17 protein-coding genes are annotated in these 26,810 nt (G+C 72.4%); 13 read left to right on the top strand and 4 right to left on the bottom strand.

The window, feature by feature from the left end:
* Positions 1-157: 157 nt before the first annotated feature.
* Positions 158-946: a hypothetical protein gene (locus CP967_RS11465; RefSeq protein WP_229888175.1), complete on the top strand. Its 789-nt coding sequence runs from the start codon at positions 158-160 to the stop codon at positions 944-946.
* A 124-nt stretch (positions 947-1,070) separates the two neighbouring features.
* A complete protein-coding gene (locus CP967_RS34565; RefSeq protein WP_229888176.1) occupies positions 1,071-1,742 on the top strand; it encodes a hypothetical protein in 672 nt (223 codons plus the stop codon).
* 130 nt (positions 1,743-1,872) lie between these two features.
* Here the strand turns inward: CP967_RS34565 and CP967_RS11450 are convergent, their stop codons facing one another.
* Positions 1,873-4,467, bottom strand: a complete 2,595-nt coding sequence (locus CP967_RS11450; protein ID WP_150487889.1) for a discoidin domain-containing protein — start codon at positions 4,465-4,467, stop codon at positions 1,873-1,875.
* Positions 4,468-5,062: 595 nt separating this feature from the next.
* Here CP967_RS11450 and CP967_RS11445 point away from each other — a divergent pair.
* Positions 5,063-6,646 carry a S8 family peptidase gene (locus CP967_RS11445; RefSeq protein ID WP_150487888.1) on the top strand — a complete coding sequence of 528 codons (1,584 nt, stop codon included), beginning with the start codon at positions 5,063-5,065 and terminating at the stop codon, positions 6,644-6,646.
* Between the two features lie 84 nt (positions 6,647-6,730).
* On the opposite strand, the gene CP967_RS11440 is transcribed toward CP967_RS11445, so the two are convergent.
* Positions 6,731-8,074 (bottom strand): glycoside hydrolase family 18 protein, encoded by a 1,344-nt coding sequence (locus CP967_RS11440; RefSeq protein ID WP_150487887.1) that lies wholly within the window; start codon positions 8,072-8,074, stop codon positions 6,731-6,733.
* Between the two features lie 278 nt (positions 8,075-8,352).
* Here CP967_RS11440 and CP967_RS11435 point away from each other — a divergent pair, with 278 nt between their 5' ends.
* From CP967_RS11435 to CP967_RS11410, 5 genes are all read left to right on the top strand, one after another.
* Positions 8,353-9,105, top strand: a complete 753-nt coding sequence (locus tag CP967_RS11435; protein ID WP_150487886.1) for a GntR family transcriptional regulator — start codon at positions 8,353-8,355, stop codon at positions 9,103-9,105.
* A gap of 287 nt (positions 9,106-9,392) precedes the next feature.
* A complete protein-coding gene (locus tag CP967_RS11430; RefSeq protein WP_150487885.1) occupies positions 9,393-9,593 on the top strand; it encodes an SPOR domain-containing protein in 201 nt (66 codons plus the stop codon).
* Positions 9,594-9,730: 137 nt separating this feature from the next.
* The gene (locus CP967_RS11425) at positions 9,731-10,132 is read left to right on the top strand and encodes an NUDIX hydrolase (protein WP_150487884.1); all 402 of its coding nucleotides are present in this window, start codon (positions 9,731-9,733) and stop codon (positions 10,130-10,132) included.
* Between the two features lie 379 nt (positions 10,133-10,511).
* Complete coding sequence (locus CP967_RS11415) at positions 10,512-10,943, top strand: ATP-binding protein (RefSeq protein WP_150487883.1); 432 nt, start codon at positions 10,512-10,514, stop codon at positions 10,941-10,943.
* A gap of 190 nt (positions 10,944-11,133) precedes the next feature.
* On the top strand, positions 11,134-13,767 hold the full coding sequence (locus CP967_RS11410; RefSeq protein WP_190174993.1) for a SpoIIE family protein phosphatase: 2,634 nt from the start codon (positions 11,134-11,136) through the stop codon (positions 13,765-13,767).
* A gap of 167 nt (positions 13,768-13,934) precedes the next feature.
* Here CP967_RS11410 and CP967_RS11405 read toward each other — a convergent pair whose 3' ends face one another.
* Positions 13,935-14,648, bottom strand: a complete 714-nt coding sequence (locus tag CP967_RS11405) for a PspA/IM30 family protein (RefSeq protein WP_150487881.1) — start codon at positions 14,646-14,648, stop codon at positions 13,935-13,937.
* A 94-nt stretch (positions 14,649-14,742) separates the two neighbouring features.
* Complete coding sequence (locus CP967_RS11400; RefSeq protein ID WP_150491798.1) at positions 14,743-16,827, bottom strand: TPM domain-containing protein; 2,085 nt, start codon at positions 16,825-16,827, stop codon at positions 14,743-14,745.
* Between the two features lie 226 nt (positions 16,828-17,053).
* Here CP967_RS11400 and CP967_RS11395 point away from each other — a divergent pair, with 226 nt between their 5' ends.
* The 5 genes from CP967_RS11395 to CP967_RS11375 all read left to right on the top strand — a co-directional run bounded on the left by CP967_RS11395 (position 17,054) and on the right by CP967_RS11375 (position 26,802).
* Entirely contained in the window at positions 17,054-18,541 is a 1,488-nt protein-coding gene (locus CP967_RS11395; RefSeq protein WP_150487880.1) for a glycosyltransferase, read from the top strand.
* Positions 18,538-20,064, top strand: coding sequence for a DUF6056 family protein (locus CP967_RS11390; RefSeq protein ID WP_229888178.1), 1,527 nt, complete (start codon positions 18,538-18,540; stop codon positions 20,062-20,064). Before CP967_RS11395 ends, CP967_RS11390 begins: the two co-directional genes overlap by 4 nt.
* Before the next feature lie 332 nt (positions 20,065-20,396).
* A complete protein-coding gene (locus tag CP967_RS11385) occupies positions 20,397-22,523 on the top strand; it encodes an ABC transporter family substrate-binding protein (RefSeq protein ID WP_150487879.1) in 2,127 nt (708 codons plus the stop codon).
* A gap of 336 nt (positions 22,524-22,859) precedes the next feature.
* Positions 22,860-24,734 (top strand): translational GTPase TypA, encoded by a 1,875-nt coding sequence (gene typA, locus CP967_RS11380; protein WP_150487878.1) that lies wholly within the window; start codon positions 22,860-22,862, stop codon positions 24,732-24,734.
* A gap of 442 nt (positions 24,735-25,176) precedes the next feature.
* Entirely contained in the window at positions 25,177-26,802 is a 1,626-nt protein-coding gene (locus CP967_RS11375; RefSeq protein WP_150487877.1) for a peptide ABC transporter substrate-binding protein, read from the top strand.
* Positions 26,803-26,810: the final 8 nt, after the last annotated feature.

Below are 26,810 nucleotides of genomic sequence, written 5' to 3'. Positions count from 1 at the left end.
ATCCGGCTGACGGGGCCGGCCGGCGCGGCCCCTCGCATGATCATTTCCTGGCCGCGGGTACAACCCTGCTCCGGACACAAGGGTCTTGATCATGAAGGCTCCGCGCCATCGGGCGTGGGGTGTGAGTTCAGGGAGACCCGTAGTGCGAGCAGTTGCCATGCGTCGTAGCGTCCTTTCCGCTTCCGCGATCTCGCTCGCGTTGCTGGTCACCGCCTGTGGGGGCGGCTCGCAGGGCAGCGGGGACGCTCCGGCGAAGGGCGCCCCCGGGCCCGGGAAGACCGCGGCGAAGGCGCTCACCGCCGACGAGTTGGCGAAGCTGATGGTCACCGAGGGTGACGTGGAAGGCCATGAGGTCGGGGAGCCGGGCAAGGGCGAGGTGTCCGACCCGAATTCCGTCTCCGCGGAGAGGGCCGAGTGCGAGCCCGTCGCCCGGGTGCTCACGTCCCTGCCGGCCGGCGAGCCGGTGGCGAGCGTCCAGCGGCTCGTCGTCCACGAGACCGAGGCGGCCGGGAAGGGCATGCCCTCCGTCGAGGAACTCGCCGGCATGACGGAGAAGGAGGCCGAGGAGGCGACGATCGACTCGCTCGACATCACCAAGACGATGACCTCGCTGTGGTCCTACGACGCCGACGGTGCCGAACAGAGCCTCGCCGCGCTGCGCGAGGCCGGTGGGAAGTGCGCCGGCGGCTTCACCATGACGGCCGACGGGGAGGAGCAGCACATCACCGGCATCAGCGAGGAGAAGCTCGCCGTCGGTGAGGACGCCGTGGCCTGGACGGTGGCGACGAAGTCGGACGGCACGGCCGCCGACACCAAGGTCGTCGTCTTCCGGCAGGGCACCACCCTCGCGGGGTTCTCGTCCTTCAACATCGCGTCCGTCGCCCGGGGCGAGGCGTACGGGCAGCCGACCGCCGTCATCGAAGCGCAGGCCGCCAAGCTGGGCTGACCCCCGCACCCGCACCCGCACCTGCACCCGCCCCGCACCCGCACCCGCACCCGCACCCGCCCCGCACCCGTGCCCGGGGCGGGGGCGCGTACACCCTCGCCCCGGCGGGCCGTAGGCTGACCCGATGCCGTACCCCGTACACGCCCTGGCTCACCGCGAGTTGACCACCGAAGCCGTCGCCGAGTTCGTCGCCCTGCCCACCGGGGTCTGTTTCCACGGTGACGACGACGCCGTCGACGCGGAGGTACGGCGGCGCGGGTGGGCCTGGGAACACGAAGCGGTCTGCGACTCGCTTCTCACCGGGCACGGGCATGTGGTGTGCGTCGACGGATACGAACCGTTCGGGTACCCGGACGCCCGGCGGTTCCTCGTCTTCGGCGAGATGCACCCGCACGACCCGGACGACGGCTACGAGGACGGCGGGGCCTGGCTGGGCCCGTACATGGACACCTGGAGGGGGTTGCCGGGCTGGAAGGCGCGGGAGAACTGCACCGCCGAGGACTGCGAGAGGGTGCTCGAAGCGGCGGCACGGGCCGTGTCCGAGCACCTGGGGGCGGGGCCCGAGCGGAGTGCGGTCTCGTCCGCGTCCGTGGTCACCGGGCCGCCGCTGACCCATCGTGTCTGGCGCACCCCGGCCCACGCCCTGGTACTCGGACCGTGCGCCGACAACGGGCCCTACGGCTACCTCACCCACCTGCAGCTCTCCTGCACCCCGCTCGACTGCGCTCCCGGACTGCCGCCCGAGGGTGACCGGGAGGCGCTGGAGAAGTGGATCGAGGCGCACATCGACTGGTGAACCGCCCCGCCGGGCCGGGGCGCCGGACACCCCCGGCCCGCCTCCCGCCCCACCACCCCCGGCCGCGTCCTGCCCCAGGAACCCGGCCCGCCTCCTGCCCCCAGGAACCCGGCCGCTCCGCCGGTCCTCCTCAGCCCTCCTCCGTACCGGCGGTCAGTCCGGTCACTCCCGCCGGCTTCTCCGGGTCCTCGGACGTGACCGTCACACGCACCTTCCGGGCCACGTCCCCGGCCCGGAAGGGCCGCCAGGTCCGTCCGTCCGGCGAGGTCTCCAGGGTGTGGGAGGCCGGGGCGACGTCCGTCCACACGGGGGAGAGGGACGTGACCCGCACCCGCCGTTCCAGGTCCACCGTCAGCGTGCCCGTCCCCCCGGCCGGCGCCCAGGCGGTCGCCGGGCTGCCGTCCACCGCCGCCTCCGCGTACAGGCCCGGTGTCTCGGAGCTCGCCGTCGCCGGCCGGCACCGGGCCGCGTCCGGGGTCGGGGCGAGGTCGGGACGGCGGGTCGGCAGGGTCAGGGTGTCCGCCAGGCGGCGCGGCCCGGCCGGGGTGTGGACCGTGAACGGGTCACCGGCCGTCAGCCGGACCGTCGTCGTCCGGGCTCCGATCGACACGTCGTAGGTACGCCCCCGGTAGCGCAGCCCGGTCAGTTCGACGCCCTCGCCCAGCTGCGGCGGCAGCAGCGGGTCGAGCCGTACGCCGTCCTCCCGGAGCCGCAGCCCGGTCAGGCCGTGCGTGAACACCTGGAGGAAGCCGCCCTTGCCGGTGAGGAAGTCCTCGGCTGGGAAGCCGGACAGCGGGTCCCCGGCGCCCGACTTCTCGCCGCGCGCCTCGGAGAACAGGTCGTACGGGCCGCGTGTGAACGGCCGTACGGAGCGCTGGAGATAGGTGTACGTCGAACAGCCCGGCGCCCCGATGGCCGCCGCGTCGACCGCGTGCACCGAGTCCGTCATCGCGGGCCCGTCCGGGTCGGTGCGGGCCGCGTAGTGGTCGAGGGTCGCGGCGGCGGCGCCCTCCTCCATCGGCCACTCCAGCGGATACACCAGCAGTACCGTGTCGGCCTGCTTGATGGTCGAGCCGTTGTACCCGGCGTACTGGAGGAAGATCTTCCGCTCCGGGTCGTACGGGATGCGGAGCCCGTCGGCGATCCGGGCCCAGTCCTCGGGGGCGCTCTCGCCGAGCAGACCGGCGGCGCGGGTGGCGTGGCGCAGGGCGGTGGCCGCGACCGCGTTGGTGAACACGGCGTCGTCGACGCCGTTGCTGTACTCGTCCGGGCCCGCGACGTCGTTCACCGAGTAGCTGCCGTCCGCGTTGGCGGTGACCCGCGACCGCCAGAAGCCGGCGATCCCCCTGAGCAGCGGCCAGCCGCGCTCCGCCAGCCAGTCCCGGTCGCCGGTGGCCAGGTAGTACTGCCAGACGGCCAGCGCGATATCGCCCTGGAGGTGGTTCTGGGTCAGGCAGTGCGGCGGGTCCCAGCTCTGGCACTCGGAGTCCAGCCGGCCCCTGCTCGCACTGGTCCAGGGATAGAACAGGCCCTCGTAGCCCAGCTTCTCGGCGTTGGCGCGGGCCGCGTGACGGGTGCGGTAGCGGTACTCGACGACGGACCGGGCCAGCTCGGGGCGGGTGGCGAGCAGGCCCGGGAACATCCAGGTCTCCGCGTCCCAGAAGATCATTCCCGCGTAGTTGTCGCTGGTCAGGCCCGCCGGGGCGATGCTTTCGGAGGCCCCGGGGCGGGTGGAGGCCAGCAGCCCGTACTGCGCGGCCCGCAGCAGGCCCGTCAGGTCACCGCCGCCCTTCACCTCGACGCCGGCGGCCCAGGCGGCCCGCCAGGCCGCCGCGTTGTCGTCGAGGACGCCGGACCAGCCGCGCCGCTCCGCGCGCCGGGCGGCGGCCCGGGCGGAGGCCCGCGGGTCCCGCGAGGTGAGCGCCGTGTCGACACCGACGTACTTCTCGAAGGTGTACGAACGTCCCGCCGCGACCCGGACGGTGTGCGCGCCGGCCCCGCTGCCCCTCTGGACGACCGCGCCCTCCGTGCCCGTCCCCAGGGTCTCGAACGTGCCGTCGTCCGCGACGGCGACCCGGCGCGCCCCGCGCTCGTCCAGCCGCCCGGTGACCGTCGCCGTACCGCTCCAGTGCGGGGTCATCCGCAGCCGGACGGCACCGGCGTGCACGTCGGAGCGGTCGGCGACGACCTCGTACGTCAGGTCCGTGGCGCGGCCGTCGGCGGTCGTCCAGCGCAGCGAGGTGACCACGACACCGCACCGCAGGCCCAGGGTCTGGCGATAGCGCGAGACGCGCCCGGCCGGTGTCCCGGTGCCGTACGTCTCCCGGCCGACACGTACGTCCAGGGTGGTCCAGCTGGGGAGGGCGGCGACCATCTCCCGCCCCCCGGCGAGATCCCCGTCGCGGGCGTACAGCCCGGCGACGAAGGCGCCGTCGTAGTGCGGGGTGTAGAGGGGCCAGCCCGTCTTCCGGCCGGTCGACGCGTATCCGGCTCCGGCGGGCGGGACCCGGTGGCCCAGGTAGCCGTTGCCGACGTAGGGGTCGTAGCCCCCGGCCTCGCCGAAGACGGTGGACGAGCGGTTCCAGGACGCGTCCGTGGCCCCGGTCCCGCCGCACACGGGTACCGGGGGAGCGGGCGGTGCGGCGGCGTGGGAGAGCGGGGGCAGCGGGGCGATCAGCGCGCCGGCCACCAGGGACGTGAGAAGGGGGATGCGCTTGAGGCTCACCGTACGAAGGTAAGGAAGAACCGTGCCGGGGAGGCAGCGGCGCGCGGGAGCGGAAGGGCGTGCCTCCCCAGCACACTGACGGGACGTCAGGTTTGCCGCCGGCCGGTGGCGGTGGCCGCCGTTCGTAACACCGTGATGAATTCGCGCGTCCTGTCAGCGGGTTGCGCCGCCCGCTGACAGGACACCGGTGCTCCCGGGCCGGCGGCCGGTCGGGCGGGAGAACGCCCAGGCCGGGGGCGGTTTCGCGGGCCGGGTCCCGGGTGGCGGACGGTGGGGGGCGCGGGCGGATGACCGGATGGCGGGCGGGTGGAGAGCGTGCGGCCGGGCGAGGTGCGCCCTTGTGCGATTCCTGTGGATCGGCCAATCTTTCGCTGTCGGCAGGGCATGCCGCTCGCATGGAGCCACATGTGGGCGGAGAAGACGTGGTTACTTGTCATGCCCATGTTGGCTGTAGGGGTGGACCTCCCACATCGCCCCCGCAGACACCCCTGCACCCCCCACGCACACGCCCTTGCACCCCCACACCGCGATGCGGGACATGCACGTACCCGTGCATCCCCCACCCGCGCACCGCAACCGAAAGGGAACCCTCACCATGGCAGTGAAGCGACCCGCGCACTACGCGCGAAGACTGGCCGCGACCAGCGTTCTCACCGGCGCCGCTCTCGCCCTGACGACCGCCGCGTCCCTCCCGGCCCTGGCCTCGACGAACGCGCCGGAAGGCGTGATCGAGAACGCCGGCGTCCCCGGCGCCATCAGCGGCAGTTACATCGTCACCCTCGACGAGTCGGCGGCCGAGGCCGGATCGGCCGAGGGCAGGGCCCTCGCCGCCGAGTACGGCGCGAAGATCAAGAAGACGTACCGCACGGCGGTCAACGGCTACTCGGTCCGGCTGTCCGAGGCACAGGCGAAGAAGTTCGCCGCGGACCCGGCCGTCGAGTCCGTGGTCCAGAACCGCACCTTCACCATCTCGGCCACCCAGCCCTCGCCGCCGTCCTGGGGCCTGGACCGGATCGACCAGGCGGCCCTGCCGCTGAACCAGAGCTACACCTACCCCGACAAGGCGGGCGAGGGCGTCACCGCGTACGTCATCGACACCGGGGTGCGCATCAGCCACAGCGACTTCGGCGGCCGGGCCTCCAACGGGTACGACGCCATCGACGACGACAACGTCGCGCAGGACGGCCACGGCCACGGCACGCACGTCGCGGGCACCGTCGCCGGCGCCTCGTACGGCGTGGCCAAGAAGGCGAAGATCGTCGGCGTCCGGGTCCTGGACAACAGCGGCTCCGGCACCACCGAGCAGGTCGTGGCCGGTATCGACTGGGTGGCGGCCAACGCCGTCAAGCCGGCCGTCGCCAACATGAGCCTCGGCGGGGGCGCGGACTCCGTCCTGGACGCGGCCGTGCAGGGCGCCATCGACGCCGGCATCACCTTCGCCGTCGCGGCGGGCAACGAGTCCACCAACGCGTCGACCAAGTCTCCCGCCCGGGTCGCCGCCGCGATCACGGTCGGCTCCACGACCAGCACCGACGCCCGTTCGAGCTTCTCGAACTACGGCAGCATCGTGGACATATTCGCCCCGGGTTCCTCGATCACTTCGGCGTGGAACACCGGCGACAGCGCCACCAACACCATCTCCGGTACGTCGATGGCCAGCCCGCACGTGGCCGGCGCCGCCGCGCTCTACCTGGCCGACCACCCGGGCCAGACCCCGGCGCAGGTCTCCGCGGGCCTCGTCGCCGCCGCGACCAGCGGTGTGGTCACCAACCCGGGCACCGGCTCGCCCAACAAGCTGCTGTACGTGGGCACCGGCGGAACCACCCCGCCCCCCGGTGACAGGTTCGAGAGCACCACCGGCTACACGATCGCCGACAACGCCACGGTCGAGTCACCGATCACCGTCACCGGAGTCGCCGGCAACGCCCCCGCCGCGCTGAGCGTCCCGGTGAACATCACCCACACCTACTCCGGGGACCTGAGGATCGACCTGGTCGCGCCCGACGGCTCGGTCTACAACCTGAAGGCGTACGGCACCGGCGGCAGCGCCGACAACGTCATCACCACCTACACGGTGAACGCCTCGTCGGAGACGGCCAACGGCACCTGGAAGCTCCGGGTCGGCGACAACGCCACCTACGACACCGGGCGCATCAACTCCTGGGCCCTGCAGTTCTGATCCGCGCCACACGCTGAACCCGTGAAGTACAGCGGGGCGGACGCCGGGACCGGCGCCCGCCCCGCCTGCCGTGCCGGGGGACCGTCAGCGCCGGCCGAGGCCCCGGTCGACGGCGCTGATCAGCTCGCCGTCCTCCGTGTCACCGTCGAGCGACCAGAACATCGCACCGCCGAGACCCTGTTCACGGATGTAGGCGGACTTGGTGCGCAGCACCTTCGGGTCGTCGTACGTCCACAGGGTCGTACCGTCGAACAGCCAGGCGTGGCCGTTGCCCCGGTGCAGGGTGTAGGCGCCGGAACCGGCCAGCTTCCGGAGGGCCTTGTAGTCCTCGTAACCCGCCGCGTAGGTGGCGGGAGCGGGTGCCGCGGCCGGCTGGCCGAGACCGTCCCCGCCGCCGGTGACTCCGGTCCAGCCCTGGCCGTAGAACGGCATGCCCATCACCAGCTTGTGGGCGGGCGCGCCGCGCTTCTTCCAGTCCCGGACCGTCTGGTCGACGCTGAAGTCGCCCTTGGCGTACAGGGCGGACTGCTGGGCGGTCCTCGGCTCCCCGGAGACGTGGAAGTCGTATCCCTGCAGGTTCACGAAGTCGAAGTCCCGCATGATCCGGCGGACGTCGAAGCCCGCGTCGATCTTGGCGGGGTCGGTGGGGACGTAGGCCGAGAGGTCGTAGTGTCTGGCCTTCTTCCCCGGCTTGCGCTGGGACTTCGCGTAGGCGTCGAGCTGGGTGCGGAACTCGTGCACCAGCGCGGTGAAGTTCCGCTTGTCCTCGGGGCGGTAGACCGTGTCGGAGTCACCGGCCGAACCCGGCCACTCCCAGTCGACGTCGATCCCGTCGAAGAGGCCCGCCGCGGCCCCGTCCCCGCCGCGTGCGCCGTCCACGGGCAGATTGCCCTTGATGTAGAGGTCGATGCAGGAGGAGACGAGCGCCTTGCGGGACGCCTCGGTGCGCACCGCGTCGGAGAAGTGCGTGGACCAGCTCCAGCCGCCCAGGGAGATCATCACCTTGAGGCCCGGGTGCTTGGCCTTGAGCTCGCGCAGCTCGTTGAAGCTGCCGGCGAGCCGCTGGGTGTCCGTGTCGGCGACCCCGTCCACGGACTCGGCCGCGCTCACCGGACGGACGTAGTCCGCCCAGGCGTCGGCCTCGCCCGGCACGTTCCCGGTGAAGCACTTGCCGTCCGCGCTGACGTTGCCGAAGGCGTAGTTGATGTGGGTCAGCTTGGCCGCGGTACCGCTCGTGTCCAGGTCCTTGACCTGGAAGTCACGCCCGTAGACACCCCATTGGGTGAAATAACCGACGCGCTTGTACGCGCGGTCGTGACGGCTCTCGCCCCGGTCGGCTCCGTGCGCTCCGGCGGAAGGGGCGATTCCGGCCAGCAGTGCGAAGGCGCAGGCGGCGGTGGTCAGTGCGGTCAGGTTTCTTCGACGCATGGGCTCGTTCCTGTACGTGGTTCCGGGCAGGGCAGGGCGGTCCGGGCGGGAAGCCGGGAGTCGGACGCGGGGAAGTGCTGAGGGCGACGAGGGCCGTGCTGTGCACAGGGAAAGTATTGGTCTGGACCAAAAATGGTCAAGACATTGTTCGATTTCGGTCGGGGTATGCGCTGGTCGGGGGAGAGTCAACACTTCGAGTTAATCTCTGGCCTGCGCTTGCGAGGGCCAACCGAGGGTTGTCACGCTGTTGCTCTCAGTCAACCTGTTGGGAGTGGCCCGTGGCTTTCGGTGAGCAGCCTGCCTATCTGCGCGTGGCGAGCGATCTCAGGGAGAAGATCGTCGACGGCACGCTGCCGCCCCATACGCGGCTCCCGTCGCAGGCGCGTATCCGTGAGGAGTACGGCGTCTCGGACACCGTCGCCCTGGAGGCGCGGAAGGTGCTGATGGCCGAAGGGCTCGTCGAGGGGCGCTCCGGCTCCGGTACCTATGTGCGCGAGCGCCCCGTGCCGCGCCGGATCGCCCGCTCCGGCTACCGCCCAGAGTCCGGGGCCGGACCGTTCCGGCAGGAGCAGGCGGCGGAGGGTGCCAGGGGTACCTGGGAGTCCCGCAGCGAACAGGAGGGGGCGAGCGCCGAGATCGCCGAGCGCCTCGGCATCGAGCCCGGCGACCGGGTGATGCGCACCCGGTACGTCTACCGGGACGCGGGTGAGCCGATGATGCTCTCCACCTCCTGGGAGCCGCTGGCCGTCACGGGGCGGACCCCGGTGATGCTCCCGGAGGAGGGGCCGCTCGGCGGCTGCGGTGTCGTCGAGCGGATGGCGGCCATCGACCTCGTGGTGGACAACGTCGCCGAGGAGGTCGGCGCGCGCCCGGGGCTGGCGGAGGAACTCCTGACGCTCGGCGGTGTGCCCGGCCACGTGGTCATGGTCATCGCGCGGACGTACTACGCCTCGGGCCGGGCCGTGGAGACCGCCGACGTGGTCGTCCCGGCCGACCGCTACCGGGTCGCCTACCACCTGCCGGTCAAATAGCCCCTCGCTCCCGGAAGTTCCGGGGTGTTCCACCGTCGCCGTACGGGGCGCGCACCTGGCGCGCGCCCCGTACGGCGAAGACGGGTCTTCGGCCGTCGCCCGGCTGGCCCTGGGGGTCGAAGGGGGCGCATTCGTCTGGGTGCGCCCCCTTCGGCATGGCCGGATGCGTACCTCTTTGTGTAAACACGCATCCTCTGCGTGAAGGTCAGGCGTACGCTCGGGCATATGCGTACTGCGGTTTCCTGGGGATCCTTAGAGACGTGCACGGTGACAGGGGGAGGGGCGACATGCCGGGGAGGGGCGCGATGACCGACAGCGGTGCCGTCCTGCCCTGGATGGTGATCAGACGGGACGACAACGGCAGCCGTTACCGGGTGGGGCGCTACGCCACACGGGACGAGGCCCAGAAGATCGCGGACGGCCTGGACCGTCAGGCGCGCCGGCAGCTCTACCGGGTGGAGCGCGTGAGCCAGAGCACGCACCCCTGACGCCGAAGGGCGCCCGGCGCACGCGGTCCGCCGTCCGCGCCCCGTCCGCGCCCCCCGTACCGGCCCCGGCCGCCGGCTCCGCGCAGGGCCCTAAGGTGAGGGCCGGACGGGTCCGAAGGCGGAGCAGGGACGGAACGATGACGGCACTGATCGACACGGTGGCCTGGGTGCGGGTGGAGGACGGCAGGATCCTCTGCGCCCGGTCGAAGGGCAAGGACGCCTTCTACATCCCCGGCGGCAAGCGGGAGGACGGCGAGAGCGACCTGCAGACCCTGGTGCGCGAGGTCGAGGAGGAGCTGACGGTCACCGTCGACCCGTCGAGCGTCCGGCACGCGGGCACGTACGAGGCCCAGGCCCACGGCCGGCCGGACGGGGTGCGGGTGCGCATGAGCTGCTACTACGCGGACTACAGCGGAACGCTCGCGGTCAGCAACGAGATAGAGGAGATGGCCTGGTTCTCCTACGCGGACCGGCCCCACGTCCCTCCCGTCGACCAGCTGCTCTTCGACGACCTCAAGGCCGCGGGCGAACTGCGCTGAACCGCACGGACCGTGCCCCGGGCCGCCGTTGAGCCGTTCCGCGACCGGAGCGCCTGCCCCGGAGCGCCTGTCCCGGAGCGGCCCGCCCCCGGGCCGCTGCCCCGGACCACGGCCGCCCCCGGCCCACGGCTGCCCCGGACCACGGCCGTCCCCGGACCACGACCGGTCCGGGGGCGCACCCGTGCCCCGCTCCGTCCGCCCTCCCGCGCCTTCCCGCCCCCCGCGGGCGCCTCGCCGCACTCCACCGGCCCCCACCCGTACGCCGTCACCCGCCGCCTCTCGCGATACGGCGTCCTGGATGCCGGGTATGTGCTGACCAGTCCCGCTTTTCCGGGGCGTGAGGACTGCCCCGCTGTCGGCCCCTGGGAAGTGATTCGGTGTGACCGGTACCGAAGGCCGTGTCCGAGGCGACGGTGCCGCATGGAGCTTTCCCGCACGGCCGGGGTCGGTGCGCGGCGCCCGGCACGCCGTACGTGACGCATTGCACAGCTGGGGTATCGGTGCGGAGGTGAGCGGCATCGCCGTCCTCCTGGTCAGTGAGCTGGTGACCAATTCCCTCCGCTACACCTCCGGCCCCATCGGGGTCCGGCTGGTGCGCCCGTGTCCCGACGGGGACGGTGCCGGCCCCGGGCGTGGCCTGCTGGTGGAAGTCTCCGATCCTCTTCCGGATCCGCCCACCGAACGCACGGCCGGACCCGACGACGAAGGGGGCCGGGGGTTGCAGCTCGTGGCCTGTTCTGCGCGCCGCTGGGGGATCCGGCGGAGAGACAGCGGCAAGACGGTGTGGTTCGAGCTCGCTCTGCCTGGTTAGGAGTGGAGGGGACACAGCCGCGATCACCGGGGTCGGAAGGTCTGGCCGAAAAGGACTGAGACCGTGCTGTGATCGTGAACGCCGTGTCGGTCGGGGCCGTGGTGCTGAATACTGCGGGAAGGACCGGTCCGGTGTGTGAGCTGGAGGGGACGGTCGCGTGAGCGAGATACCTGGGACAGCGGGCGACGTCGTGTGGCAGAGCAGCCCGCCTGGCTCGATCTATGACTACATCAGGGTCGCCTCCTTCTCGATCGGCCCCGACGGGCTGGTCGAGCAGTGGAGCCGGCGGGCCGCCGGCCTGTTCGGCATGGAGTCCGGCGAGGTGGTGGGCCGGGACCCGGTCGAGGCGTTCATGCCCTCCGAACTGCGGCCCCGCGCCCACCGTCGGATCGGCGAGATCCTCGACGGCAAGGAGTGGACGGGCCTCGTCCCGTTCCGGTTGCCGGGCGAGAACGGAGTCCGCGGACTCGCGGAGATCTACGTCATGCCGAGCGAGACGGGCACCGGTGAACGGGCCGCGCTCTGCATCGTCGTGGACGTGCGCGCACTGCGGCGCATCGAGACCGACCTGGCGGCCTCACAAGCGATATTCGGCCAATCGCCGTTCGGGTTCGTGCTCTTCGGTACCGATTTCAGCGTGGTGAGTGCCAACGAGCGGTTCGCCACCGTCTTCGGAGGGGACGTCGACGACCACCGGGGCCGCACCGTCGACGACTACCTGGGACGGTCCGAGGCCGACCGGCTCCTGGCCACCCTGAAGCGGGTCCTGGCCACGGGGGACGCCGTCACCGACCTCCAGCTCGTGGGCACCGTCCCGGGATCCGCCGACCGCCGCCACTGGTCCGTCAACCTCTACCGGGTGCACAGCGGTTCCGGCCGCCCCGTCGGCATCGCCGGCCTCGCCACGGACGTCACCCAGCGCCATATCGCCGCGCGTGAGGCGGCCAGCGCCCGGCGTAACCTCGCCCTCCTCAACGAGGCCAGCGCACGCATCGGCAACTCCCTCGACCTGGAGGCCACCGCCCGGGAACTCCTGGACGTCGCCGTGCCCGGGTTCTGCGACCTCGCCTCCGTCGACCTGTACGAGACACTGCTCACCGGTGACGAGGCGTCCCCCGGCAGCTGGGGCAGCCGCCACCAGGAATCCGGCAGCGGTTCGGCGGAACTGCGGCGCGTCGCCCACGCCAGTGCGGTGCCCGACGTCCTGCCGGGCATCCTGACCGGGAAGGTGCCCGGTCCCCCGCCCGGCTCGGTCCCCGGACCCGGGTACGCGGCGGAGGTCCCCGGCGCCTACGGGACCCCGGGCGCCTACCGGCTCCAGGGAGCCGAGGACACCGGCCCGCCACCGCTGGGCGCGGTCCACCGCTACCCGTTCCGCTCGCCCTGCGCGGGAGCCCTGCGTACCGCCCGCGTCATGGACGTACCCGTGGACGGGACGGGCTTCGTCCACTCCACCCTGGCCGTGCCGATGGTCGCCCACGACAGCGTCGTCGGCCTCGTCCAGTTCTCCCGTACGAAGGGCAGCGAACCCTTCGGCGAGCGCGACCGGGCCCTGGCCACCGAGCTCGCGGCACGCGCCGCCGTCTGTATCGACAACGCGCGCCTCTACCGCCGGGAGCACGAACGGGCGCTGATCCTCCAGCGCAGCCTGCTGCCCCCGGGCGACCCCGAGGCCGCGGGCCTGGACATCGCCTGCCGCTACCTCCCCGGCAACACGGCCACCGAGGTGGGCGGTGACTGGTTCGACGTGATCGAACTCCCCGGCCACCGCACCGCGCTGGTCGTCGGTGACGTGATGGGACGCGGTCTGCGGGCGGCCGTCGCCATGGGCGAACTCCGCACCGCCGTACGCACCCTGGCCCTGCTGGACCTGGAGCCGGCCGAAGTGCTCTCGGCCCTCGACGAGGTCGCCCGGGGTCTCGGGGCCCCGGGAGGCGGCGACCGGAGCGGCGGCCGGTGGCCGGCCAGGACCGCGCGTACCTCGCACGAGGCCGACCTCTCCGAGGTCTACCTGGCGACCTGCGTCTACGCCGTCTACGACCCCGTCACCCGTCGCTGCACCTTCGCCAACGCCGGCCATCTGCCCCCGGTCGTGGTGGAGCCGGGCGAGCCGGCCCTGCTGCTCGACGTGCCGCCCGGGATGCCGCTCGGGGTCGGCGGCGAGCCCTTCGAGGAGGTCGAGGTGGAGCTGAAGGAGGGGACCCTGCTCGCGCTCTACACCGACGGCCTGGTGGAGTCCCGCCACCATCCGCTCGACGAGGGACTGGAGGCGCTGCGCGACTCCCTCGCCGGTCCGGCCCGGCCGCTGGAGGACGTCTGCGACCACGTGCTGAGTACGCTCGACACCCGGCACGGCGAGGACGACATCGCGCTGCTGACCGCCCGGATCCAGGGGCTGCCGGCCGAGGCGGTGGGGGACTGGCTGCTGCCCCGCGAGCTCCGGTCCGTCGCCCGCGCCCGCGAACTGGCCCGCGACCGGCTGCTGGCCTGGGACCTCGGAGGTCTGGTGGACACCACCGAACTCCTGGTGAGCGAACTCGTCACCAACGCCCTGCGGTACGGCGAGGGCGAGATCCGGCTCAGACTGCTGCGCGACCGCACCCTCGTCTGCGAGGTCTGGGACGCGGGCCTGGTGCAGCCCCGCCGGCGGCGGGCACGGGACACCGACGAGGGGGGCCGCGGGCTGCAACTGGTGGGACTGCTCAGCGCGGCCTGGGGCTCGCGCCGCACACCACGCGGCAAGACGGTCTGGTTCGAACTGGCCCTGCCCGACGGGGCCGCGAGTCCCGAACTCTCCGTCGATCAGTTGCTGAGCATGTACTGAAAGGGGCGGCCGGGCGGTGGCGCGGTGGGGCCGGGGCGGCACGGTCCGTCGAGCCTCCACCGCAGGCCCCCGTCCCCTCGCCGCCGCCCGGCAGCCCCACCACCGGCCCCGCTGCCCGCCGCCGCCCCGCCGCCCGGTGGCTCCCGGACCGCCGTCCTCCCCCCGGGTCAGACGCCCGACTTGAGGGCGGCGAGCCGTGCCTCGATCTCGGCGGACTCACCCAGCCCGTCCAGCTCCTCGAACTGGGCGTCCAGGGACGAGGCCGCCAGCTCCTGCCTGCCCACCACCCTGGCCTCCTCGCGCCGCACCTTCTCCTCGAAACGGCCGAGCTCGCTGGACGGGTCCATCACGTCCAGGCTCTTGACCGCGTCCAGCATCCGGTCCTGGGCGCGGGCCGAGGCGGCGCGGGCGACCAGCTCGTCCCGCTTGGAGCTCAGCTCGGAGAGTCTGGACCTCATCTGGTCGAGGCCCGTCCTCAGCTTCTCCACCACCACGGTCTGCGAGGCGATGGACGGCTCCGCCGTCTTCGCCTCCTGCTCCGCCCGGAGCTGGCGGCCGAGCGCCACCTTGGCGAGGCTGTCGAACCTGTCGGCCTCCGGCCCCGCCCCCGCGGCACGCAGCTCGTCGGCCTTCCGGCTGGCCGCGAGGGCCTTCTGCCCCCACTCCCGGGCCGCGTCGACGTCCTCCCGGTGGTCCTCCTCCATCAGCCGGAGGTTGCCGATGGTGGCCGCCACCGCCTGCTCGGCCTCCGCGATGTTGCCCGTGTACTCACGGATCAGCTGGTCCAGCATCTTCCGCGGGTCCTCCGCCTGGTCCAGCAGAGCGTGGATGTTGGCCCGCGCCAGCTGGGTCACACGTCCGAGGACGGTCTGCTTGGTCATGGATACCTCTCCTTGTACGTACGGACGGGTCCACCCGCGCGGCGGACGCGGGGCGGGCACGCCACCCGCCGCCCGTCCCACCGCGCCGGAACGTTCAGAAACGGCCACCGCCGCCCCGCCGGCCCCGGGTGCCACCGCCGCCGAAACTGCCGGGCCCCCCGCCGAAGCCGCCTCCCAGGCCGCCCCCGAACCCTCCGGGCCCGCCCCGCCCGGCGCCGAAGAGGCCGCCCAGGAGGATGCCGCCGAGCACCGCGCCGCCCATGCCGCCCCCCGCCCCCGGGCCGCCCGGGTCCTGCCGGTCGAGGTAGCGGCGGACGTCCTGTTCGGCCAGGGCCTGCGCCTGCGCGGCCAGTGCGTCCGCCTGCCGGGCCTCGGCCAGCGCCCCCTGCGGGTCGTCGCCCTCCGACAGCGCGCGCGCCCGCTCCCACCGGCGCTGGGCCTCCGCCAGCCGGGTACGGGCCTGCCCCCCGACCGCGCCCCGATGGGTGGTGACGTAGCCGGCGGCCGCGCCGATCGCCGAACGCGCCGTCAGCATCGCCTGGCCGAGAAGGTCACGCGCACGCCGGTCGCCGTGCTCCCGCTCCCGGGCACCGGCGAGCCCCTCGTCCAGCGCGGCGTCCGCCTCCTCCACCCGGCGCAGGGCGTCGACCGGGTCCAGCGGCCCGGACCGCAGCTCCTCCCGCACGGTGCTCACGACCGCCTCGGCCCGCCCGGTCCTGCCCCGGAGATCCGCCGTGGGCACGTCCCCCGGAGTGCCCTCCAGCAGGCCCCGGGCGTCGGCCAGGTCCGTCTCCGTCTCGGTGAGCGCCCCCGGCAGCCTCTCCTCCGCCTCGGCCAGCTCCGCCGCCCGCCGTTCCACCGCCTCCACCAGCGTGGCGACCTGGCTGATCGCCCCCTCGGCGGCGCGCAGGTGGACGGCGGCCCCGGCGCTGTCGCCGTCCACGGCCTGGCGCGCCTGGTTGAGGCTCGACGTCGCGAAGACCAGCCGGTCCTTGGCCTGCTCGACCGCGTCCGCCACGGGCGCGGAGGCCGGCCGCGCGTACCGCTCCCGCATCCCGCCCAGGGTCCTCTCGGCCGCCGAAACCCGGCCGAGGAGCTCGCGGAAGGAGGACTCGGCCGCGGCCACCGCCTCCGGAGCCCTCTCCTCCAGGTCGCGCAGCCGGTCGAAGTCCTCGGCCACGGCGTCCAGCCGGGCGTTGGCGCCGGCGCAGCGGCGCACGATCTCGTCGAGCATGCCCCGGCGTTCGGCGTCGGTCTCCGGGAAGGCGTCGTCCAGCCGCTGCCGCAGCCGGAAGGAGGCCGTCAGCTCGCTCCTCGCGTACGCGACCGCCTCGGCGAACGGCCGCGCCGCCTCCTCGCCGTACCGGGCGGTGGCGAAGCCCAGCTCCTCCTCGCTCGTACGCACCGCGTCGTCCGTGTCCACGAGGTCCGCCTCGGCCCGCGCCTCCAGCTCGGGCAGCGGCAGGGGCCGGCCGGTGGCGGTCCCGGGCACCGCGGGGGTGGTCCGGGTCGTCGTACGCCGCCTGCGGCGCAGCCACGCGTACCCCGCGACGGCGAGGGCCACGAGGACCACGGCCAGGGGCAGGACGAGGTTTCTGGAGACGCCGGCGCCCGCCCCCGGGTCCGCCGGTCCCGGGGTGATCGCGGGGGCGGGGACGGGATCACCGGCGAGGACGGCGGCGTAACCGTCGGCGGCGCCGACGGCGGCCCCCGCCCAGTCGTTCTCCCGCAGGGCCGGCTCGACCGCCGTGCCCGCCACGTCCCGCAGCTGCCCGTCGGTGAGCCGGACGTCCTGTCCGGCGGAGTAGGCGTACCGCCGGTCGTGCGTGGCCACCGCCAGCAGCACGTCGTCCTGCCCCAGGCCGTTGCGCGTGGCGGTCTCGTCGGCCCAGGTCTGCGCGGAACGGCCGGAGAAGTCGCGTACGTACACGACGAAGAGCTGGATCCGGTGGTCCGTGTACAGCTGGTCGAGCGCCGCCTCCACCTGCCCCGTCCGGTCGCCCAGGGCGCCCACCCGGTCGGTGACCTGCCCCGCACGGGAGAGCCGGACGGGATCGTCGGCGCGGGCGCCCGGGGCGGCGGGGACCGCGAGCCAGCACAGGGCGGCCAGCGCGGCGAGCAGGGCGGGGAGGAGAGCCCCGCCGGGCGCGGAACTCCGCCCGCGGGCCAGGGAGCGCATCACCTTTGTGATGATATGTACGGCCGAGACCCCCAGCGACCCGGCGCCCGTCCGGGGCCCGGGGCGCCGCCGGCGGCCCCCGGGAGCCTGCGCCGTTCGCGCGAAAGTCCGCCCGGTCCGGCGCGTCCGGGCCGCCGGGACGGCCCCTCACCACCGGCCGGGCCGATGCTGGGCACCGGGAGAGAGCGGAGCCCCGCGGCCGGGGGCGGACGTGCGGAGGTGCGCGGTGACCGACGTTCAGCTGTCGGTCGTCGTGCCCTGCTTCAACGAGGCCGAGGTGATCGAGTCCTTCCACACGGCCCTGCACGCCGTCCTCGCGGACCTGGGGGAGACCTTCGAGATCTGCTACGTCGACGACGGCAGCCGCGACGGCACCCGGCTGCTGCTCAACGCCCTCGCCACCCGCGACGGACGGGTCCGCTACACGGCGTTCAGCCGGAACTTCGGCAAGGAGGCGGCCATGCTCGCCGGCCTCCGGATGACGCGGGGCTCGGCAGTGGTGATCATGGACGCCGACCTCCAGCACCCGCCCGGACTCATCCCGCGCATGCTCGAACTGCACCGGCACGGCTACGACCAGGTCATCCCCCGCCGCGACCGCTCGGGCGAGGGCATGGTCCGCACCACGCTCAGCCACACCTACTACGCGGTGGTGCGCCGCTGCATGGACGTGGAACTCATCGACGGGTCGGGAGACTTCCGGCTGCTGTCCCGGCGGGCGGTGGAGAGCGTGCTGTCCCTGCCCGAGAGCAACCGGTTCTCCAAGGGGATCTTCTCCTGGATCGGCTTCGACACGGTCAGCTTCCGCTACCGCAACAGCGAGCGGGTGGCCGGCCGGTCGAAGTGGGGCAGCAGACGGCTGCTGAACTACGGCATCGACGGACTGCTCTCCTTCAACAACCGTCCGCTCCGCCTGGCCATCTACACCGGGTTCTGGGTGTTCGTCTCGGCGCTCGCCTACGCGGCGTGGACCGTCGTGAAGGTCGTGCTGCACGGCGCCGACACCCCGGGGTACGCCACCCTGATCACCGCGGTGGTGGCACTCAGCGGGATCCAGCTGGTCACCCTCGGCGTCATCGGCGAATACGTGGGCCGCATCTACCACGAGGCGAAACACCGCCCGCCCTACGTGGTGCGCGAGACCGACGAGACCTGTCCGGCGCCACCGGAGCACGCTCCGGCCCCGGACCGGGCCCCGCCCGTGGTGACCGCACCGCCGGTGGCCGCCGCCGGCGCCGGGCGGCCGGGCACCGTCCGCCAGTTCACCAGCTTCGTCCTGGTCGGCTTCGTGAACACGGCCGTCTACCTCGGCGTCTACGCGACGCTCAACCGGTGGGTCCCCTATCTGACCGCCCATGTGCTCGGATACGCCGTCGGCATCGTCTGCTCCTTCCTGCTCAACTCCTACGTCACCTGCCGGACGAGGCCGACCTGGCGCGGATTCGTCCGCTTCCCCCTGTCGAGCGCCGTCAACCTCGTGGCCTCGGGCGTGCTGCTCTACGGAGCCGTCAGCGGCCTCGGGATGGACAAGAACCTCGCCGCCCTCGCCGCCGGCGTCCTCGTCACCCCCCTCTCCTTCCTGGTGGCACGCTGGGCGATCATGTCCGGCCGGGCCGGCACCCCCGTGGCGGAAGGGCCCGGCGCCGTACCGCGGGAACCGCCGGCGGGCGCCCCAGCCACCCCCGCCCCGGACCGGACCGGGGAGCGCGGATGAGCGACAGCGCACCGGGGACCGAGGTCCCCGGCCGGCCGGAGGGCGGGGACCCGGAGCCCGGCCGCCCGGCACCGGCCGGGCCCGCGCACCGCCGCCGGCCGCGGCGCCGGGCCTCGCTCCTGCCGGCCGTCCTCGCGCTCCCGCCCCTCGCCCTGCTCGCCGCCGCCGCGTGGCTGGGACGGTGGGTCCGGCCCGGCGCGGACGACTGGTGCTTCCTGCCCGCCGTACGCGACCGCGGCGTCACCGGCCTCGTCGGGAAGTTCTACCTCGACGACAACGGCAGGGTCGCCAACGCGGTGCTGGTCGGCGCCTACGCGAAGTTCCAGGTGGCGGGCCACCAGTGGTTCGGCGCGGTGAGCGGCGCACTGACCCTCGCGGTGCTGTGGGCGGTCACGGTGCTCGCGCTGCGGCGGGCCCGGCTCGTGGTGCCCCGGGGCGTGCCCCTCCTGGTCGCGGCGATGGCGACCGCGCTCTTCCTCTTCGTCACGCCCAACACCTACAAGACGTTCTACTGGCCCGCGGCTTCCGTCTCCCACACGATGCCCCCGGTGCTGGCGTGCGCCGCGCTGATCCCGCTCCTGGTGGCCCGCACCCGCCGGGGCAGGGGGGCGGCCGTCGCCGTCGCCCTGGCCGCGGGCCTGGTGCTCGGCACCCTGTCGGAGGAGACCGCCGTCGTGGTGGTGGTGCTGCTGGCGGCCGTCCTCCTGCTCTGCGGACGCGTCGTCGCCCGCCCCTCCCGGGCGTTCGTCCGCCTCTGGTGCGCCGCGGGCATCGCGGGGGCCGGGGCGGGCGCCCTCGTGCTGGTCACCTCACCCGGCTCGAACTCCCGGCGGGACCGGTTCGGGGCGGGCACGGCGTCCATGCTCGCGCCGGAGTCCCTCGCCGCCTCACTGCGCGGCTTCGCCGAGATCGCCGCCACCGTCGCCACCACCTGGCAGTACGCCGGCGCGCTCGCGGCCGGGGTGCTCCTGGGGCTGTCGGCCCGCAGGCCTGACGGCGGCCTCCCGCGCCCGCCCGCCCACCGGCCGCTGCTCGCCACCGCCGGGGTGCTCTCGCTCCTCCTGGCCGGCTACCTGTGCACGGTCCTCACCTACCCGGTCTTCCGGGACCGGGTGAGCGACCCCGGAGCCAACCGGCTCTGGAACGACTACCTCCTGCTCCTCGTCGCCCTGCTCGTCTGGGCCGGAGCGCTGCTCGGGGCGGCGGCCCGGCGGCACGCCCGGCGCACCGGAGCCCTGACGGCCGCCTGCGCGGTGCTGTGCGTCCTGGTCTGCGCAGGTCCGGCCGTCGCGCTGGACGGCCTCGGCGCCACGATGCGGGAACGGGCGGAGAAGTGGGACGCCCAGGACCGGCGGCTGCGCGAGGGCGCCGCCGCCGGTGCCCGGGTCCTCCCGTACGAACGGCTCGTGGTGAGCGGGATGCTGGAGCCGTTCAGCCAGGGCGGGCGTGCCTACTGGCCCGGCGGATGCGTCGCCGACTACTACCGGATCGACCGCGTCACCGACGCCACCCGCACCCCCTGACCCCGGGCCGCCGGAACCCGCCCCTCCCCTGATGCCGGGCCCACCGCTCCGGCCCGCCCGGACCCGCCGTTTCCGGGCGCCGTGACGGCACCGGAGACGGGGAACGGCGTCCGCCGAAATGCCGCACATCCGTACGACGTACTCGAGTACGTCCCCCGGGGCCGCACGGGTGACAGCGGTCATCGCACCGGCCGCGCCTGCCTCCTCGTGCGCGAAGAGGTGGCGTTCAGTGGATCAGCGGATCAGTCTGATGAACTGCAAATGACACCAGAACGTAATCATCCGGTCCATTCCGGTACGGGTGGGCCGGGCCGGCCCCGGAGGTATCAGCCATGGCCCACCTCGGCGTCCCGCGCGGGACGGCCCGAAAGCGCCGCTCGGTCGCACTCCTGGTGACGGGGGTACTCACGGTTCCCGGACTGGCGGGCTGCACCTCCGACGACGAGCCCCGCGTCCCGGTGGCGGCGGGACAGGACATCGCCCCCGCCCCCCGCGACCGGCTCGCCGACGGCTCCACGCTCACCTGGGCGGTCGACGCGCTGCCCACCACCCTCAACGCCTTCCAGGCCGACGCGGACGGCGCGACCGCCCGGATCACCGGCGCCGTGCTGCCCGCCCTCTTCACGATGGACGCGCGCGGGGAGCCCCGGCTCAACCCCGACTACCTGGAATCCGCGGAGGTCATCGAGCGGGAGCCGAGGCAGGTCGTGCTCTACAAGCTCAGCCAGCAGGCCGTCTGGAGCGACGGCCGGGAGGTCGGGGCCCCCGACTTCCTCGCCCAGTGGCGGGCGCTCAACGGCAGGGACTCGGCGTTCTGGACCGCGCGCAACGCCGGCTACGAGCGTATCGAGAAGATCGAACGCGGCAAGGACGACCTGGAGGTCCGGGTCACCTTCGCCAAGCCGTACGCCGACTGGCGCTCCCTCTTCTCCCCGCTCTACCCGAAGGACGTGACCGGTTCGCCCGACGCCTTCAACGACGGGGCCCGGACCGCCCTGGAGAACACCGCCGGACCGTTCCGGCTGGGGAAGACCGACGAGGACGCGGGGACGGTCACCCTCGACCGCAACCCCCGCTGGTGGGGCGACCGGGCCAGGCTCGGATCACTGGTCTTCCGGGCCGTGAAGCCCGAGGACCGCACCGAGGCCCTCACCGAGGGCACGGTGGACGTCGCCGAGGTCGACCCCGCGGCGGCGGACACCCTCGCCCGGGCCGCCCGCTACCGCACCGGCGGCGGCGCACCCGCGCACGGCCCCGGCGCCGGCATCACCCCGGCCGCCGCCCTGCGGTCCTGGGCCCTGGCCCACGGGTCCGACGAGGAGGCGGCCGAGGCCGCCCGGGCGGCCCGCGCGGAGAACCGCGAGGCCGTCGCCGCGTACGCGGCCGAACAGAAGGCGCTGAACGGTTTCGCCGTACGCAAGTCCCTGGAGCCCGCCACCACACAGCTGGCCCTGAACGGCACCTCCGGCCCCCTCTCCGACGAACGGGTCCGCCGTGCGATCGCCCGGGCCCTGGACCGCCGGGAACTCGCCGAGACCGTGCTCAAGCCGCTGGGCCTGCCCGCCCGGCCGCCCGGCAGCCACCTGGCCCTGGCCGGGCAGCCCGCCTACCACGACGCCAGCGGGGCGCTGGGCGACCACAGCACCGAGGAGGCCCGGGCCCTGCTGGCGGACGCGGGCTGGACCCGGGACGGCGCGGGCGAGCCGCCCGAGGACGTCAAGGCGGGCAGCGAGGCCGACAGCGCCGGCGCCGACGGCAAGCCGGGCGACCGGCCGTACGAACGGGCCGCCGGCCCGCGCGCCCAGGACCAGCGGCCCGGGGGGGCACCCGGCGCGTACGCCCCACAGGGCACCGCCGCCCCCGCGCCCGCGCCCGCCCCGGCCGGCAACCGCCTGGGCAGGAACGGAAAGCCGCTGGACCTGCGCTTCGTCCTGCCCTCCGGTCCCGGCACCCGGTCGCTGCGCGCGGTCGGGGACAAGATCGTCCGGATGCTGGACGCGGTCGGTATCGGCGCCCGGATCGTGAAGGTCGAGGACGAGAGCTACTTCAAGGACCACATCGCCTCCGGCGACTACGACATGGCCCTGTACTCCTGGCCCGCCACCGCCTACCCGGCCACCGACGGCCGCCCCATCTACGCCAAACCGGAACCGGCCGCCGACGGATCACTGATCGTGGAGCAGAACTACACCCGGGTCGGCTCCGACCACATCGACCAGCTCTTCGACCGGGCGGTCTCGGAACTCGACGCCAAGGCGGCCAGGGACCTGCTGAAGCAGGCGGACGCACGGATCTGGGCCGCCGCGGGATCGATTCCGCTGTACCAGCGGCCCCAGCTCGTCGCCGTCGACAAGCGGCTCAGGAACGTCGGCGCCTTCGGTTTCGCCACCCCCCGCTACCAGGACATCGGCTTCCTGGAGGGCCAAGCGGCAGGATCCCCTGCGAAACGCGCGAAGTAGCAGGTCACGGCGGTATCCAAAGCTCAGGATCCGCTCAATTCCCTTGCCCGTCGGCAGTGCCGGCGGGCAAGGTCGTGGCTGCCTGGACCCGGGCTCCGCATCCACCCCGCACCCCACGCCGTCCGGCCCCGAGGGCCCCCGGACGCCGCAGCGGCCGTGGCTGAACACCCGTTGGACAACGCCCGGCGAACCGTCTCGCGGAACGGGCCGGGAAGCCCCGGGCGCGTCGTGCCCGTACCATTGGACCAGCCGTGGCGTGTCCGCCCGGCGGGCGTACGAGGACTCGAGACCGACAGAGACGCCTGATCCCACGATCGAGAGAAGCGCAAGCCACCCATGCCCACGCGCCACGACATCCGTAACGTAGCCATTGTCGCCCACGTCGACCACGGCAAGACCACCCTGGTCGACGCCATGCTCAAGCAGGCGGGCGCCTTCGCGGCGCACGCTGCCGAGAACCTCGACGAACGCATGATGGACTCGAACGACCTGGAGCGTGAGAAGGGCATCACGATCCTCGCCAAGAACACGGCGGTGAAGTATCACCCCAAGGACGGCGGGGACCCCATCACGATCAACATCATCGACACCCCCGGCCACGCCGACTTCGGCGGCGAGGTCGAGCGCGGTCTGTCGATGGTGGACGCGGTCGTCCTGCTCGTCGACGCCTCCGAGGGCCCGCTCCCGCAGACCCGGTTCGTGCTGCGCAAGGCGCTCACCGCCAAGCTGCCGGTCATCCTCTGCATCAACAAGACGGACCGCCCGGACTCGCGTATCGCCGAGGTCATCGACGAGACCTACGACCTCTTCCTGGACCTGGACGCCGACGAGGACCAGATCGAGTTCCCGATCGTCTACGCCTGCGCCCGTGACGGCGTCGCCTCGCTGACCAAGCCCGAGGACGGCACCGTCCCCGCCGACAGCGACAACCTGGAGCCGTTCTTCACCACGATCCTCTCCACGGTCCCGGCTCCCGAGTACGACGACGAGGCCCCGCTCCAGGCGCACGTCACCAACCTGGACGCCGACAACTTCCTCGGCCGTATCGCGCTCTGCCGTGTCGAGCAGGGCGAGCTGCGCAAGGGCCAGACGGTCACCTGGATCAAGCGCGACGGCACGATGTCCAACGTGCGCATCACCGAGCTCCTGATGACCGAGGCGCTCACCCGCAAGCCCGCCGAGAAGGCCGGCCCCGGCGACATCTGCGCCATCGCCGGCATCCCGGACATCATGATCGGCGAGACCCTGGCCGACCCCGAGAACCCGATCGCGCTGCCGCTGATCACGGTCGACGAGCCCGCCATCTCGATGACCATCGGTACGAACACCTCGCCGCTCGTCGGCAAGGGCGGCAAGGGCCACAAGGTCACCGCCCGCCAGGTGAAGGACCGCCTCGACCGCGAGCTGATCGGCAACGTCTCGCTCCGCGTCCTGGACACCGAGCGCCCCGACGCCTGGGAGGTCCAGGGCCGCGGTGAGCTCGCGCTGGCGATCCTGGTCGAGCAGATGCGCCGCGAGGGCTTCGAGCTGACCGTCGGCAAGCCCGAGGTCGTCACCAAGCAGGTGGACGGCAAGACGCACGAGCCCATCGAGCGCATGACGATCGACTCCCCCGAGGAGCACCTCGGTGCCATCACACAGCTGATGGCGACCCGCAAGGGCCGTATGGAGACCATGACGAACCACGGCTCGGGCTGGGTCCGCATGGAGTGGATCGTTCCTTCCCGCGGCCTGATCGGCTTCCGTACGGAGTTCCTGACCCAGACCCGCGGTACGGGCATCGCGCACTCCATCTTCGAGGGCCACGAGCCGTGGTTCGGCGAGCTGCGCACCCGCCACAACGGCTCGCTGGTCGCCGACCGCGCGGGCACGGTCACGCCCTTCGCGATGGTCAACCTCCAGGAGCGCGGTGTCATCTTCACCGAGGCCGGCACCGAGGTCTACGAGGGCATGATCATCGGTGAGAACTCACGCGCCGACGACATGGACGTGAACATCACCAAGGAGAAGAAGCTCACCAACATGCGCGCGGCCTCCGCGGACACCACCGAGAACGTGGTGCCGGCCCGCAAGCTCTCGCTGGAGCAGTCCCTGGAGTTCTGCCGCGACGACGAGTGCATCGAGGTCACCCCGGAGACGGTCCGCATCCGCAAGGTCGTCCTGGACCAGAAGCAGCGCGGACGCACCGCCTCGCGCGCCAAGCACGGCTGAGCCGTCCCGGAGCGCCGTCCTTCGCCGGCGAACCGGCCGATGAGCCATGGACACGAGGCCCGGGCCCCCGCAGACACTGTGGGGGCCCGGGCCTTTCCGTCAACCGGATTATCTGACCGAGGTGTCCGGATATCGTGCGTCGCTCTCCGGAACATGTGTTAACGGTCCGTTTCGGGGGTGTCTGTCTGGGATCACTTTGTCCGGATTTCGGTCATCCGGGGTGTCCTGATGTTGTCAAACCGAGACCCTTTAAGTGTGGTTTACAGCCCGGTGTTCCTTAATAGTTGGCTCCATTGAGCTCGGGTCAATGGGTCAGCGCACTGTGGGGAGTGCCGACTCACGAGCACACTCGGGGCACGGGAAACGATCGCCGTCAGGGGTGTCGGTGGATCTCTCCAGTGCCCTTCTTGTAGTCAAAAGTGGACTCATGAGGAGGAAACCCATGCGCGGTGCCAAGAGCGCCAAGTGGGTCGCGGGAGCGGCAATCATCGCCCTGGCCGCGACCGCCTGCGGCGGGGGCGACGGCGACGACAGCAGCAACTCTGCTTCGAAGGAGAAGGGCAAGCCCGCGGGCTACGTCTCCGTCGACGTCGGTGAGCCGCAGAAGCCCCTGATCCCGGCCGACACGAACGAGCAGCTCGGCAGCTACGTCATCCAGGCCGTGTTCACGCAGCTCCTGGAGTTCGACGGCGAGGGCAACATCGTCTACACGAACGCGGAGTCCGTGACGACGGAGGACTCCAAGACCTGGACGGTCAAGCTCAAGCCCGGCTGGAAGTTCCACGACGGCACCCCGGTCACCGCCGAGTCGTACATCAAGGCGTGGAACTGGTACGCCAACATCAAGAACAACCAGCAGAACGCCTTCTGGTTCGAGGACATCAAGGGCTACGCGGACGTCCACCCGGAGAAGGGTGACCCGAAGTCCGAGGAGATGTCCGGTCTGAAGGCGGTCGACGACACCACCTTCACGATCGAGCTCGACAAGCCGGTCCCGTACTTCGAGTACAAGCTCGGCTACTACACCTTCGCCCCGCTGCCCGAGGTGTTCTACAAGGACACCAAGGCCTTCGGCCAGGCGCCGGTCGGCAACGGTCCCTACATCTTCGAGAAGTGGGACCACAAGAAGCTCATCCAGGTCAAGGCCAACCCGGACTACCAGGGTCCGAACAAGGCCAAGAACAAGGGCATCCTGTTCAAGAACTACGCGACCGTCGAGGCCGCGTACCAGGACCTGATCTCCGGCAACCTGGACATGATCCGCCAGGTCGGCCCGAAGGACCTGCCGAAGTACAAGCAGGACCTCGGTGACCGCGTGATCGACGAGCCGTACGCGGCCGTCCAGTCGCTGGTCCCGACCTTCTACTCGAAGACCTTCAAGGACATCGACCCGAAGGTCATCCAGGGTCTGTCCATGGGCATCGACCGTGACACGATCACCAAGACCGTGCTCAACGGCACCCGCGAGCCCGCGAAGAGCTTCACGCCCCCGGGCGTCGCCGGCAACCAGCAGCTGGACACGGACGTCTTCACGTTCGACCCGGCCAAGGCGAAGGCGCTCGTCAAGGAAGGCGGCGGTGTTCCGGACAACAAGATCTGGATCCAGTACAACGCCGACGGCGGCCACAAGGAGTGGGTGACCGCGGTCTGCGAGTCCATCCGCAACTCGACCGGTGTCGACTGCATCCCGGACGCCAAGCCGGACTTCCAGACCGACCTGGAAGCGCGTGACAACGACCAGGTGAAGTCGATGTACCGCGGTGGCTGGGTCGCCGACTACCCGCTGAACGTCAACTTCATGCGGGAGCTGTACGGCACCACCGCCGAGGCCAACAACGGCCGGTTCTCGGACAAGGAGGTCGACGCGGCCTTCAAGAAGGGCGACAACGCCCCCTCCCTGGACGAGTCGATCAAGGCGTACCAGGAGGCCGAGAAGCTCGTCCTCGACAAGATGCCGGCGATCCCGCTCTGGGAGTACAAGATCAACGGCGGTTACGGCAAGTCCGTCGACAACGTCGCGATCGACTTCCGTGGTGACTACGTCATGACCGACGTCACCGTGAAGTAACCACGCCT

It is taken from the genome of Streptomyces nitrosporeus (genome assembly GCF_008704555.1).
GTDB lineage: Bacteria > Actinomycetota > Actinomycetes > Streptomycetales > Streptomycetaceae > Streptomyces > Streptomyces nitrosporeus.
The sequence above is the reverse complement of the archived record's forward strand: the minus strand, read 5'-3'. Positions and strand labels throughout refer to the sequence as shown.